A 12,990-nucleotide genomic window follows, 5' to 3' on the forward strand; every position below is an offset into this window, starting at 1 on the left:
ATGGCTGAAAAGCCCCGCTTTACCAGGTGGCAGCAGGCCGCGGTGGACGACCGGGGGGGCACCCTGCTCGTCAGCGCCGCCGCCGGTTCGGGCAAGACCTCGGTCCTCACCAGCCGGGTGGTCTCCCTCCTGGCCGACGAGACAGCCCCCGTCAGCCCGGAGGAACTGCTCATCGTCACCTTTACCAACGCCGCCGCCGCCGAGATGAAACAGCGCATCTACACCGGGCTGGCCGCCGAGATCGCCGCCCGGCCGGGCGGCGCCTTTTTGCGCCGCCAGCAGGCCCTGGTCTCCCGCGCCGACATCTGCACCATCGACTCCTTTTGCATCAAGCTGGTGCGGGAGCACTTCTCGGCCCTGGGCATCCGCCGGGACTTCTCCATTGTGGAGGGGGCTCAGGCGGGGCTGCTCAAGCAGCGGGCCCTGGGCGAGACTTTGCAGGAGCTCTACGAGGAGGCGGAGCCCGCCTTTTTGCAGATGGCCGAGCTGGTCAACGCCGAGCGCAGCGACCGCCGGCTGGAGGACATCCTCTTAAAGCTGCACGACTTTCTCCAGTCCCTGCCCTACCCCCAAAACTGGATCGACGGCGCCCTGGCCCTCTACGGCGGGGACCGGCCAGCGGGGGAGAGCGTCTGGGGCAGGGCCCTCCTCGCGGGCGCGGCGGAGATGCTCTCCTTCTCCCTCGCCCAGCTGGAGAAGATGGGCGAACTCGCCGCCGGGGACGGAAAGCTGGCCGCAGCCATGGCCCCGGTGATCGAGAGCGATCGAGCCCTGGTGCAAAGCGCCCTGGATGCAGCGCAGGCCGGGAACTTGGGCGGCTTGGAGGAGCGGCTGCGGGGGGGCGGCTTTGCCCGCTTCCCCACGGTGCGGGGCTATGCCGACGACCCGCTCAAGGTGCGCGTCAAGGAGCTGCGCGACGAGGTGCGGGCCGACTGGGCCGAGTGGCGGGACAAGCGCCTCTGCCGCACCCCTGCCCAGCACCGGGAGGACATGGAGGCCCTGCGCCCCCTGGTGGCCGCCCTCTACGGGGCGGTGAGCCGCTTTGGCCGCAAGCTGGAGGAGCGCAAGCGGGCCGAAAACCAGTTTGAGTTCTCCGACTTGGAGCAGTATGCCCTGCGGCTGTGCACCACCACCGACGGGGTGCAGATCCTCCCCAGCGAGCTGGCGAGGGAACTGTCAAATGCCATCTCCTTTATCATGGTGGACGAGTACCAGGACACCAACGGGGTGCAGGACGCCCTCTTTCAGTCCCTCTCCAAGGGGGGGGAGAACCTCTTTTTGGTGGGGGACGTCAAGCAGAGCATCTACCGCTTTCGCCAGGCCAAGCCGGAGATATTCATCGCCAAGAAGGAGCAGTTTCACCCCTACGACGGCAGCGCCTACCCGGCCCTCATCACCCTGGACCAAAATTTCCGCAGCGCCAAGGGGGTCACCGACTTTGTCAACTTCCTCTTCTCCCGGGTCATGAGCCGGGAGGTGGGGGAGATCCCCTACGGCGAGGGGGAGGAGCTGGTCTACTCCGGCGGGTACGACGGCGCGGCGGTGGACGACGCGCCCGAAATCTACCTGGTGGACGGCGGCCCCCCGCAGCCCCGGGAGGGGGAGGAGCCGCCCCCGCCCGACCGCCGCACCCTGGATGAGAGGGAGGCCGACTTTGTCGCCCAGAAGATCCTCTCCATGGTGGAGGGCGGATTTTTGGTCAAGGACGGCCCGGTCACCCGCCCCGCCCGCTACGGCGACTTTGCCGTGCTGCTGCGCTCCGCCAACACCCTGGCCCCCCTCTACCTAGAGCGGCTGGAATTGGCGGGGGTTCCGGCCAGCGGCAGCGGCAGCCAGGGCTTTCTCGGCCGCAAGGAGATCGGGATGCTCACCGATTTGCTCAAGTGCATCGACAACCCAAAGGACGACGTGGCCCTGGCCGGGGCCATGCTCTCCCCCCTCTACGGCTTCACCCCCGACGAGCTGGCCAAGATCCGCGCCGGTGCGCCCAAGGGGGCGGGGAAGGGCCTTTACGCCCGGCTGCTGGGGGCGGCGTCCACCCCCAAGATAGACGGCTTTTTAAAGGACCTGCGCTACTTCCGCGAACTGGCGGCCGTCCTCCCCGCGCGGGAACTGCTGGGGCGCATCTACCTGGCCACCGATGTGGAAAACCTGGTCAGTGGGCTGGCAAATCCCGCCCCCCGGCGGGAAAACCTCCGCCTCTTTCTCACCTATGCCCAGGAGTTCTCCCAGTCCGGCTCGGCGCGGGAGTTTCTGCGCTATCTGGAGCGGGTGGCCGAGGGGGGGGACGACCTGCCCGGCGCCCAGTCCGGCGGCGGGGGCAACGGGGTGCGGGTGATGAGTATCCACCGCTCCAAGGGGCTGGAGTTCCCTGTCTGTTTTGTCTCCCGGCTGGGGGGCGCTTACAACCTGAAGGACGCCCGGGCCCGAGCCCAGGTCTCGCCGACCATGGGCTTTACCTGTTACCGGCGGCGGGAGCACTTTCTGCAGCACTCCACCCTGATGCACGAGGCGGCCAAGTGGGAGGCGGTGCAGCAGTCTTTGAGCGAGGAGATGCGGGTGCTCTATGTGGCCCTGACGAGAGCCAAGCAGAAACTGATCCTCACCGCCGCCCAGAAGGACCCCCAGGGCTATGCCCGCGCCTGCTGGGCCCGGGGCACCAGCCCCTACGCCGTCCGCCGCAGCGGCTGCTTTGCCGACTTTGTGCTGGCGGCCCTGGCCCAGCACCCGGGGGCCGACGGCCTCTTTCAGGGGGCTGGGGTCATTCTCCCGGCGGGGGAAGCGCCCTTCCCCTTAAAGGCGGCAGTGGTCCGCCCCGCCCCTCCCACCCCCCGGGAGACGGCGCGGGAAGAGGTGCCGGCCGACCCCGCCCAGGTGGCCCGGCTGCGGGAGAAACTGGCCTACCAGTACCCCTATCGGGCCCTGACCGCCCTGCCGGCCAAGGCATCGGTCTCCCAGTTGGCCAAGGGGCGCAAGAGCTGGCTCAACACCCGCCCGGTCTTTACCTACCAGGGGGGGCTCACCCCCACCGAGCGGGGCAACGCCCACCACAAATTCATGCAGTACTGCGACTACCGGGCCGCCGCGGCCGACCCCGAGGGGGAGATCGCCCGCCTGAAGGGGGAACAGTACCTCACCGGCCCCGAGGCCGACTGCATCGACCCTGCCGCCCTGCGCAGCTTTTTTGCGGGCCCGGTGGGCCGGCGGATCGCCCAGGCCGACCGCATCCACCGGGAGTTGCGGTTTTTCACCCGGATGGATGCAGGGGAGCTGGACGGTGAGGCCGCCGGCTTTGGGGAGACGGTACTGGTGCAGGGGGTGGCCGACTGCGTCCTCGAAGAGGGGGGCGAACTGACCATCATCGACTACAAGACCGACCGGGTGAAGGACCTGGCGGCCTTGGGCGAGCGCTATGCCGTGCAGCTGCAAGTCTACACCAAGGGCATCGGCGACCTGCTGGAAAAGCCGGTGCGCCACAAAATCCTCTACTCCTTTTACCTGCAAAAGGCGCTGGAACTGGAGTAGGGAAAAAGCCGCCGCCCGCCGCAAAAAACAGTTGACAGAGCCAGGTGGGGCTGCTATACTGGTTTAGACAACAAAGTAGAACAACATCTGCCGTTCTCACCCACCAGCCTTCTGTGGCGGTGCGGTCAATCAAAAAAGGGGCGCCTCTTCATAGGAGTGGCGTGCGTTTGAGCGATTGGTCAAGTGCGGCAACGGTGTTGTCGCACTTTTGTAATTTCAGGGCTTATGGAGGTGTATGGGCAATTAAGAAAGACATGCTCATCAATGAGAGTATTCGAGAAAAAGAGGTTCGGGCAATCGATTCCGACGGCAGTCAGCTGGGCGTTCTCCCCACCCGTCAGGTGTTGGAGATGGCGTACAGCCGCGATCTGGACCTGGTCATGATCTCCCCGACGGCACAGCCGCCGGTCTGTAAGATCATGGACTACGGCAAGTACCGCTTTGAACAGTCCAAGCGGGACAAAGAGGCCAAAAAGAAACAGAAGATCGTCGAAATCAAAGAAGTTCGCATGTCTTTGAACATCGATACTCACGATCTGGAGACCAAGATCGGCCAGGCCAAAAAGTTTTTGGGCCAGGGCAACAAGGTCAAAGTGTCCATCCGTTTCCGGGGGCGCGAAATGGCCCACAAAAACCTGGGCGTCGAACTGATGAACCGCTTTATTGAGCTCATCGGCGACGAGGCCGTGGTCGACAAACCGTCCAAGATGGAAGGGCGCAGCATGGTCGCCTTTCTGTCCCCCAAGCCCGTGAAGTAACATTTTAAGGAGGAGCATATACAATGCCGAAGCTGAAGACGCACACCGGTGCCAAGAAACGCTTTAAGCTGACCAAAAACGGAAAGGTGAAGCGGGGTCACGCCTACAAGTCCCACATCCTGACCAAAAAGGACACCAAGAGAAAACGCGGCCTGCGCAAAGCGGCTTACGCCGACAAGACCAACGTAGAGGCCATCAAGAAACTGCTGCCCTACGCCTAAATAGAGGCCGGAATTTTTGAAGGAAACCTAGGAGGTATAAGGATATGGCTCGTATTAAGAGAGCGACCATGACGCACAAGAGAAGAAAAAAGGTTCTGAAGCTGGCCAAGGGCTACTACGGCGCCAAGAGCAAGCTGTTTAAAACCGCCAAACAGGCCGTGATGAAATCCGGCCAGTACGCCTACATCGGCCGCAAGCAGAAAAAGCGCGACTTCCGCAGACTGTGGATCACCCGCATCTCCGCCGGCTGCAAGGCAAACGGCATGAACTACTCCACCTTTATCAACGGCCTGAAAAAGGCCGGCATCTCCCTCAACCGCAAAATGCTGTCGGAGATCGCCATCCATGACGCCGCCGCCTTCACCGCCCTGTGCGAAAAGGCCAAGGCCGCTCTGTAAAGGGGCGTAATATGCGCATCCGCCGCCCGGTCAAGCCATTTGACCGGGCGGTTTTCGCACCGCCGCGGGCGGCGAAAGGAGGAAATTGCTGTGTCAGAACGCATCACCAGCCGGGACAATCCCCGCGTCAAGGCAATCTGCCGTCTGCGCTCGTCGGCCAAGGCCCGGCGGGAGGCGGGTCTCTTTCTCTGTGAGGGGGCCCGCCTCTGCGCCGAGGCCGCCGCCTCCGGCGCGGTGGAGAGCGCCTTTTTCACCGAGGAGGCCCGCACCCGCTGGCCCGACTTGATCTCCGCCCTCGAGGGGGCGGCCCAGTCCACTTTTTGTGTCAGCGACGGGGTGATGGCCAAAATCAGTGGGGTCGAAAGCCCCCAGGGGGTGCTTGCCGCCTGCCGGGCGGGTCTGGTGCGCCGCCAACTGGGCCCTGTTGACCCCAACGGCCACTACCTCCTCTTGGACGGGGTGGCCGACCCGGGCAACCTGGGCACCATCGTCCGCAGTGGCTGCGCCTTCTCGGTCACCGGCATCATCGCCGGGGAGGGCGGGGCGGACTTTTTGGGTGACAAGGTGGTGCGGGGGGCCATGGGCGCCATCTTCAAGGTGCCGCTGACGGTGGTCCCGGATCTTGCGGAGGCGGTGGAGGAGTTGCGGGCCGCCGGGCTCCCCGTCTACGGTTCGGCCCTGCACCGGGAGAGCGTGCCGGTGGGGCAGATCGACTGGAGATCCCCCTGCGCCCTGGTGGTGGGCAACGAGGGGGCGGGCATCTCCCCCCAGGTGGCCCAGCGGTGCGACAAACTGGTGGAGATCCCCATGGCGCCCGGCTGCGAATCCCTCAACGCCGGGGTGGCCGCCTCCCTCTTTCTGTGGGAGATGGCCCGTTGAATCCGGCCCTCTGGCTCTACCGGGGTCTGGGCCCCGCCAACCCCCGGCTAAGGGCGGCGCTGGCGCGCTTTGGCTCCCCCGAAGCCGTCTGGCAGCGGGGGCGGGAGGACGGCTTTTTTACCGAGCGGGAGCGGGTGCGCCTCTTCTCCCGCGACCCGGTGGACGAGCCGCCCTTCTCCCGCCGGGCCCTCTGCTGGGGCGGGGAGGACTACCCCGCCCGATTGACGGCGCTGCCCGACCCGCCGGGCTTTCTCCTCTGCGAGGGGGACCCAGCGGCCCTGACAGGTCCGGCGGTGACGGTGGCGGGGGCCCGCACCCCCGACGCCTACGGCGCCGACTGCGCCCGCGCCTTTGGAAGGGCCCTGGCCCAGGGCGGCGCGGCGGTGGTGGCCGGGGTGGCTTACGGGGTAGACCAGGCCGCGCTGGAAGGGGCCCTCTCTGCCGGGGGAAGGGCGGTGGCCGTTCTCCCGGCGGGGTTTGGGCACCTGGCCCCCGCCGGCTGCCGGGACCTCTGCGAGCGGATTGTCCGCGCCGGGGGCGCGGTGGTGAGTGAACACCCCGACGACTGCCCGGTCACCCGCCAGGCCTATCACCAGAGAGCCCGGCTCCTGGCAGCGCTGGGGGACCGGCTCTTTGTCCCCCAGTGCGCCCAGAAGAGCGGCGCTCACCTGGCAGCTGCGGCTGCCCGCGCCCTGCAAAAGCCGGTCTACGCCCTGCCGGGGGATGTACGCACCCCCTTTGCCGCCGGTTTTTGGCGGCTGCTGCAGGAGGGGGGACAGGTCTGCGTATATCCCCGCCAGCTGCTGGACCATCCTCAAGAAGAGGCGGCCGTCCCACCCCCTTCGCCGAGAGGGGAGCCGAGCGGCCCGGCCGGGGCGGTCCTCGCCCTGCTGCGCGCAGGCCCTGCCCCTCTGGAGGAAATTTTGGCCGGGGTGCAGGCCCCGCCCCCAGCGGTGTTGGCGGCGCTATCGGGTCTGGAACTGGCCGGGCAGATCGCCCGAGGGCTGGACGGGCGCTACCGGAGGGTGCTATAATGAAGTATTCGCGGCGAGGGCCGTGCGAAACCCACTCGAAAAACGAGGAGTGAATGGATTGTCGAAACTGGTTATTGTGGAATCGCCTGCCAAGGCAAAGACCATTAAAAAATATCTGGGCAGAGGCTACAACGTGGTGGCCTCCATGGGCCATGTGCGCGACCTGCCCAAAACCAAGATGGGGGTGGACTTTGAGCACGACTTTGCCCCCCAATACATCAACATCAAGGGCAAGGGCAAGCTGATTAACGAACTGAAGGCCGCCGCCAAAAAGAGCGACAAGGTCTACCTGGCCAGCGACCCCGACCGGGAGGGGGAGGCCATTTCCTGGCATCTGGCGCAGATTCTGGGCCTGGATGTGAGCGAGCCCAACCGGGTCTCCTTCAACGAGATCACCAAGACCGGCATCCAAAACGGGATGAAGGCCCCCCGCACCATCGACATGGACCTCTTCAACGCCCAACAGGCCCGGCGTATCCTCGACCGCATCGTGGGCTACAAACTGAGCCCCTTTCTCTGGCGCAAGGTCCGCAAGGGCCTCTCCGCCGGCCGCGTCCAGTCGGTGGCGGTGCGGCTGATCGTCGACCGGGAAAAGGAAATTCGCGCCTTTGTCCCCACCGAGTACTGGAGCGTGGAGGCCCGCCACCGGGTCGAGGGCTCCCAGGCGGCCTTCTCCTCCAAGCTGGTGGGCAAGGGCGGCAAGAAGATCGAGATTCCCAACGAGGCGGCCGCCCAGGCCATCTACCGGGACATTGCCGGCAGGGAATTTGTCATCGACTCCATCAAAAAGGGCAGCCGCAAGCGCAATCCCTCGCCCCCCTTCACCACCTCCACCATGCAGCAGGAGGCCTCGCGCAAACTGGGCTTTCAGTCCCGGCGCACCATGCAGGCCGCCCAGCAGCTCTACGAGGGCATTGAGATCGAGGGGATGGGGGCCGTCGGCCTCATCACCTATATGAGGACCGATTCCCTGCGCATCTCCAAAGACGCCCAGGACGAGGCCACCGCCTTCATTGAAAAGCAGTACGGGAAGGACTACCTCCCCGAGAAGCCCCGGGTCTATTCGGCCCGCAAGGGGGCCAACACCCAGGACGCCCACGAGGCCATCCGCCCCACCATGCCCTCCCTGACCCCCATGCAGATCAAGGATTCCTTGAGCCCCGATCAGTACCGGCTGTACAGCCTCATCTGGAAGCGGTTTATCGCCAGCCAGATGGCCTCCTCCCTGCTGGACACAGTGACGGTCAATTTGCTGGTGGAGGGGTACAATTTCCGCGCCTCCGGCTTCACCGTTCGCTTCGACGGCTTCACCAAGGTCTACATCGAGGGGAAGGACACCGCCGAGGACGACGAGAAGTCCCTCCCCCCCATCCGCAAGGACTCAAAGATTCTCACCGAGAAGATCGACCTGGGCCAGCACTTCACCGAGCCGCCTCCCCGCTACACCGAGGCCACCCTCATCAAGGCGATGGAGGAAAACGGCATCGGCCGCCCCAGCACCTACGCCCCCACCATCACCACCATCTTGGGCCGGGGCTATGTGGAGCGCCAGCAGAAGATGCTGGTCCCCACCAGCCTGGGGGAGGTGACCACCCAGCTGCTGGAAGAGCACTTTCAGAACATCGTCGACGTGAAGTTCACCGCGGGGATGGAGAGCAGCCTCGACGAGATCGAGGAGGGAAAGGCCGACTGGGTCAAGGTCCTGCGCGCCTTTTACGGCGAGTTTGAGGGGACGCTGGAGCGGGCGGAGAAGGCCATGGAGGGCACCCGGCTCAAGGTGCCCGACGAGGAGACCGACATCGTCTGCGAGCTCTGTGGGCGGAAGATGGTCATCAAGACCGGCCGCTACGGCAAATTTTTGGCCTGCCCCGGGTTCCCCGAGTGCAAAAATACCAAGGCCATCACTGTGGAGACCGGCGGGCTCTGCCCCCTCTGCGGCGGCAAGATGTTGGAGAAGAAGTCCAAGCGGGGGAGAAAGTTCTACGGCTGCGAGCACAACCCCAGCTGCTCCTTTATGACCTGGGACCTGCCCATCCCCGAGACCTGCCCCAAGTGCGGCGCCACCCTCTTTAAAAAGACCGGGCGGGACGCCAAGATCTACTGCGCCAAAGAGGGCTGTGGCTATGAGCGGGAGGACCGGGCAGAATGATCCGGGTCATCGGCGCCGGCCTGGCCGGCTGTGAGGCGGCCCTGCAGATCGCAGACGGGGGGGAGCGGGTGCTCCTCTGCGAGATGAAGCCGCAAAAGTACACCCCCGCCCACCAGTATCCCGGCTTTGCCGAACTCATCTGCTCCAACTCCCTAAAGGCCGAGCGGGTGGAGAGCGCCGCCGGCCTGCTCAAGGCCGAGATGCGGCTGCTGGGCTCGGTGGTCTGCCGGGCCGCCGACGAGACGCGGGTCCCTGCCGGGGGCGCCCTGGCGGTGGACCGGGTGCGATTTTCCGACGCTATCACCCAGGCGGTGCGCCGCCACCCCAACATCGAGGTCGTCGAGGGAGAGGTCGCCGCCATCGACCCGGACGAGTTCACCGTGGTCGCTTCGGGCCCCCTCACCTCCGACGCCCTCTCGACGGCCATCGCCGACTTGGTCGGGGAGGGGTACTTGAGCTTTTACGACGCGGCGGCCCCCATCGTCACCGCCCAGTCCCTGAACCGGGACCGGGTCTTTGCCGCCGCCCGCTACGACAGGGGAGACGCCGACTACCTCAACTGCCCCATGAACAAGGAGGAGTACGACGCCTTTATCGACGCCCTGGTGTCCGCCGAGCGGGCCCCCCTGCACGACTTTGAACAGGTGGGGGTCTATGAGGGCTGCATGCCGGTGGAGGTGATGGCCGCCCGCGGCCACGACACCCTGCGCTTTGGGCCGCTGCGGCCGGTGGGGCTGCGGGACCCGGCCACCGGCCACCGCCCCTGGGCGGTGGTGCAGCTGCGAAAGGAGAACGTGCAGGGCAGCCTCTACAACCTGGTGGGCTTTCAGACCAACCTCAAGTTCCCCGAGCAAAAGCGGGTGTTCTCGCTGATCCCCGGGTTGGAGGGGGCCGAATTCATGCGCTACGGGGTCATGCACCGCAACACCTTCCTCAACTCCCCCAAGCTGCTGCGCCCCACCCTCCACCTGCGGCGTCACCCCAAGGTCTTCTTCGCCGGGCAGATCACCGGCACCGAGGGCTATACCGAGAGCGCGGCCGGCGGCATCTTGGCGGGAAAAAACGCCCTGCGCGCCGCCCGGGGGGAACCCCTGTTGGAACTGCCCCGGGACACCATGCTGGGGGCGCTCACCCACTACATCAGCGACGAGGGGACCGCAGACTTTCAGCCCATGGGGGCCAACATGGGGGTGCTGCCCCCGCTGGAAAATCGCATCCGCGGCAAGCAGGAGCGCTACGGCGCCCTGGCAGCCCGCGCCCTGCAGAGCCTGCGCAGCTACCTGCGGGCGGCGGGCGAGGCCGAAGCCACACAGAACTAGAGACGGGAGGAATGGACCATGCGAATCATCTTTGACGCCATGGGCGGCGACAACGCCCCCGACGAGACCCTCAAGGGGGCCCGGCTGGCCCGGGACGAGTACGGGGTGGAGATCACCCTGGTGGGGGACAAGCCCCTGCTCACCGAGCGGGCGGCCGCCCTGTCAGTCGACCTGGCGGGGCTGGACATCCGCCACGCCCCCACCCAGATTTCCATGGAGGACGAGCCCACCGCCGTCTTGAAGGAGAAGGGCGACTGCTCCATGGCCGAGGGGCTGCGGATGCTCAAATCCGGCGAGGGGGACGCCTTTGTCTCCGCCGGGAACACCGGTGCCCTGGTGGTGGGGGCGACCATGATCGCCGGGCGGCTCAAGGGGATCAAGCGGGCGGCCCTCACCACCGTCATCCCCTCGGCCACCGGCGCTTACCTGCTGGCCGACGTGGGGGCCAACGCCGAGTGCCGCCCCGAGATGCTGGTGCAGTTCGGGGTGATGGGGTCGGCCTACATGGAAAAGATCATGGGGATCGCCGCCCCCAAGGTGGGGATCGCCAACATCGGCACCGAGCCCCACAAGGGCACCCCCTTACAGCAGGAGACCTACCGGCTGATGCAGGATGCGCCCCTGCGCTTCATCGGCAACGCCGAGGCGCGGGACATCCCCTTCGGGGTGGCCGACGTGGTGGTCTGCGACGGCTTTACCGGCAACATCATCCTCAAACTCACCGAGGGGCTGGCCAAGATGATGGCCGGCGAGGTGAAACAGGTGATGTTCAAAAATCCCCTCACCAAGCTGGGCGCCCTGACCATGGCCGGGGGGATGAAGGGCTTTAAGGACAAGATGGACTACTCGAAGTACGGCGGGGCCCCCCTGCTGGGGCTGAAAGCGCCGGTGATCAAGGCCCACGGCAGTTCGGGGGCCGAGGCGTTTCAAAACGCCATCCGCCAGGCCAAGACCATGGTGGAAAACGGGGTGATCTCCACCATCGAGACCGCCCTGGGGGAGATGCGGCAGAAGGCCGCCGAAGGGGGCGAAGCGTAATGGAAAAGCTGGAGCGAACGCTGCATTACAGCTTTCTTGACAAGCGGCTCATCGAGACGGCCCTCACCCACTCCTCCTTTGCCAACGAGCGGGGTCCCGGCGTGCAGTACAACGAGCGGCTGGAGTTTCTGGGGGACGCGGTCCTCTCCATTGTGGTGAGCGACTACATCTTCAAAAACCTCACCGACATGCCCGAGGGGGAGTTGACCCGGGTGCGGGCCACCCTGGTCTGCGAGAAATCCCTCTGCGACCTGGCGCGGGCCATCCACCTGGGGGACTACCTGCGCCTGGGCCGGGGGGAGGACCTCTCCGGCGGCCGGGACCGGCCCTCCATCCTGGCCGACGCCTTTGAGGCGGTGATCGCCGCCATCTACCTGGACGGGGGGATGGAGGCGGCCTCCGCCTTCATCCTGCGCAACATGTCCTCCCTCCTCTCCAACCGCACCTACACCCCCTTTGTGGACTACAAGACCCGCCTGCAGGAGATCGTCCAGCAAAACCCCGAGGACCAGCTGGAGTACCGCCTGGCGGGGGAGGAGGGACCCGACCACGCCAAAATTTTTACCGTGCAGGTGATTTTGGACAACAACGTCTTCTCCACCGGCCGGGGCCGCAGCAAAAAGGCGGCCGAACAGGACGCCGCCAAAGAGGCCCTGCGGCTGATGGGGGAAGAGTGAGACACGGCAACATCGGCATCTTCATCCCCCATCTGGGCTGCCCCCAGCGGTGCAGCTTCTGCAACCAAAACCGCATCTCCGGGGCCGCCCGGGCCCCCTCCCCAGAGGAGGTGGCCCGGCTGCTCGAGGGGGCGGTGCGCGCCCCCGGCTTTGACGGGGCGCACTGCGAGATCGCCTTTTTCGGGGGCAGCTTTACCGCCGTCGACCCGGCCTACCGGGAGGCGCTGCTGGACGTGGCCGAGCCCTTTGTCCGCCGGGGGCAGGCGGCGGGCATCCGCCTCTCCACCCGCCCCGACTGCCTGGACGAGCCGATGGCCCGCCACCTGGCTGCCCGCGGGGTCACGGCGGTGGAGCTGGGAGCCCAGTGCATGGACGACGGGGTGCTGGCGAGAAACCGGCGGGGCCACACGGCAGAGGATGTCCGCACTGCCTGCCGGGCCGTTCGCGCCGCCGGGCTGGAACTGGGCCTGCAGATGATGACCGGCCTCCCCGGCGCCGGGCGGGAGACCGACCGGCGCACCGCCGAGGCCTTTGTCGCCCTGGCCCCCGACACGGTGCGCATCTACCCCACCCTGGTGATGCGGGACACCGAACTCTGCGCGCTCTATGAAAAAGGCGCATACGCGCCCCTTTCGCTGGAAGAGGCGGTGGAACAGACCGCCGCGCTTCTGCGGCTTTTTGACAGCGCGCGCATCCGGGTCATTCGGGTGGGGCTGCACCCGGACGAGAGCCTGGCCGAGGGCTGGGTGGCGGGTCCCTTTCACCCGGCCTTTCGGGAACTCTGCGAGAGCAGGCGGTACGCCGGCTTGCTGGAAGAGGCGCTGGCCGGCCTCCCCGCCGGGGCGTACCGACTGGGGGTGGCCCCTGGCCACGCCTCCAAGGCGGTGGGGCACCAGGGGGAAAACCGCCGGGCCCTGGCCGAGCGGGGTCTGCGCATCAAGGTATACGAAGACGGGGCGGTGGCGCCCTACACCATCCGGAGGATGTGAGAG

Annotated in this window: 11 protein-coding genes; all 11 read left to right on the plus strand. The window is 66.4% G+C overall.

The features are described 5' to 3' along the window. Positions 1-3,525 (plus strand): helicase-exonuclease AddAB subunit AddA, encoded by a 3,525-nt coding sequence (gene addA, locus HJY11_RS06920; protein ID WP_208075264.1) that lies wholly within the window; start codon positions 1-3, stop codon positions 3,523-3,525. 254 nt (positions 3,526-3,779) lie between these two features. Then, entirely contained in the window at positions 3,780-4,283 is a 504-nt protein-coding gene (gene infC / locus HJY11_RS06925) for a translation initiation factor IF-3 (protein WP_208075265.1), read from the plus strand. A 23-nt stretch (positions 4,284-4,306) separates the two neighbouring features. After that, positions 4,307-4,504, plus strand: coding sequence for a 50S ribosomal protein L35 (rpmI, locus tag HJY11_RS06930; RefSeq protein WP_021661506.1), 198 nt, complete (start codon positions 4,307-4,309; stop codon positions 4,502-4,504). A 44-nt stretch (positions 4,505-4,548) separates the two neighbouring features. Beyond that, positions 4,549-4,902 carry a 50S ribosomal protein L20 gene (gene rplT / locus HJY11_RS06935; protein ID WP_185914877.1) on the plus strand — a complete coding sequence of 118 codons (354 nt, stop codon included), beginning with the start codon at positions 4,549-4,551 and terminating at the stop codon, positions 4,900-4,902. A 90-nt stretch (positions 4,903-4,992) separates the two neighbouring features. After that, complete coding sequence (locus HJY11_RS06940; protein WP_208075266.1) at positions 4,993-5,781, plus strand: TrmH family RNA methyltransferase; 789 nt, start codon at positions 4,993-4,995, stop codon at positions 5,779-5,781. Further along, entirely contained in the window at positions 5,778-6,815 is a 1,038-nt protein-coding gene (locus tag HJY11_RS06945; RefSeq protein WP_208075267.1) for a DNA-processing protein DprA, read from the plus strand. Before HJY11_RS06940 ends, HJY11_RS06945 begins: the two co-directional genes overlap by 4 nt. 58 nt (positions 6,816-6,873) lie before the next feature. Beyond that, entirely contained in the window at positions 6,874-8,964 is a 2,091-nt protein-coding gene (gene topA, locus HJY11_RS06950; RefSeq protein WP_208075268.1) for a type I DNA topoisomerase, read from the plus strand. Further along, positions 8,961-10,283: a methylenetetrahydrofolate--tRNA-(uracil(54)-C(5))-methyltransferase (FADH(2)-oxidizing) TrmFO gene (gene trmFO, locus HJY11_RS06955; protein WP_208075269.1), complete on the plus strand. Its 1,323-nt coding sequence runs from the start codon at positions 8,961-8,963 to the stop codon at positions 10,281-10,283. The genes topA and trmFO overlap by 4 nt, the downstream gene beginning before the upstream one ends. Positions 10,284-10,301: 18 nt before the next feature. Then, the gene (gene plsX / locus HJY11_RS06960) at positions 10,302-11,321 is read left to right on the plus strand and encodes a phosphate acyltransferase PlsX (protein ID WP_208075270.1); all 1,020 of its coding nucleotides are present in this window, start codon (positions 10,302-10,304) and stop codon (positions 11,319-11,321) included. Next, a complete protein-coding gene (gene rnc, locus HJY11_RS06965) occupies positions 11,321-11,998 on the plus strand; it encodes a ribonuclease III (protein ID WP_208075271.1) in 678 nt (225 codons plus the stop codon). The genes plsX and rnc overlap by 1 nt, the downstream gene beginning before the upstream one ends. After that, entirely contained in the window at positions 11,995-12,987 is a 993-nt protein-coding gene (locus tag HJY11_RS06970) for an elongator complex protein 3 (RefSeq protein ID WP_208075272.1), read from the plus strand. The genes rnc and HJY11_RS06970 overlap by 4 nt, the downstream gene beginning before the upstream one ends. Positions 12,988-12,990: the final 3 nt, after the last annotated feature.

The organism is Bittarella massiliensis (ex Durand et al. 2017) (assembly GCF_017566145.1).
Lineage (GTDB): Bacteria > Bacillota > Clostridia > Oscillospirales > Ruminococcaceae > Bittarella > Bittarella massiliensis_A.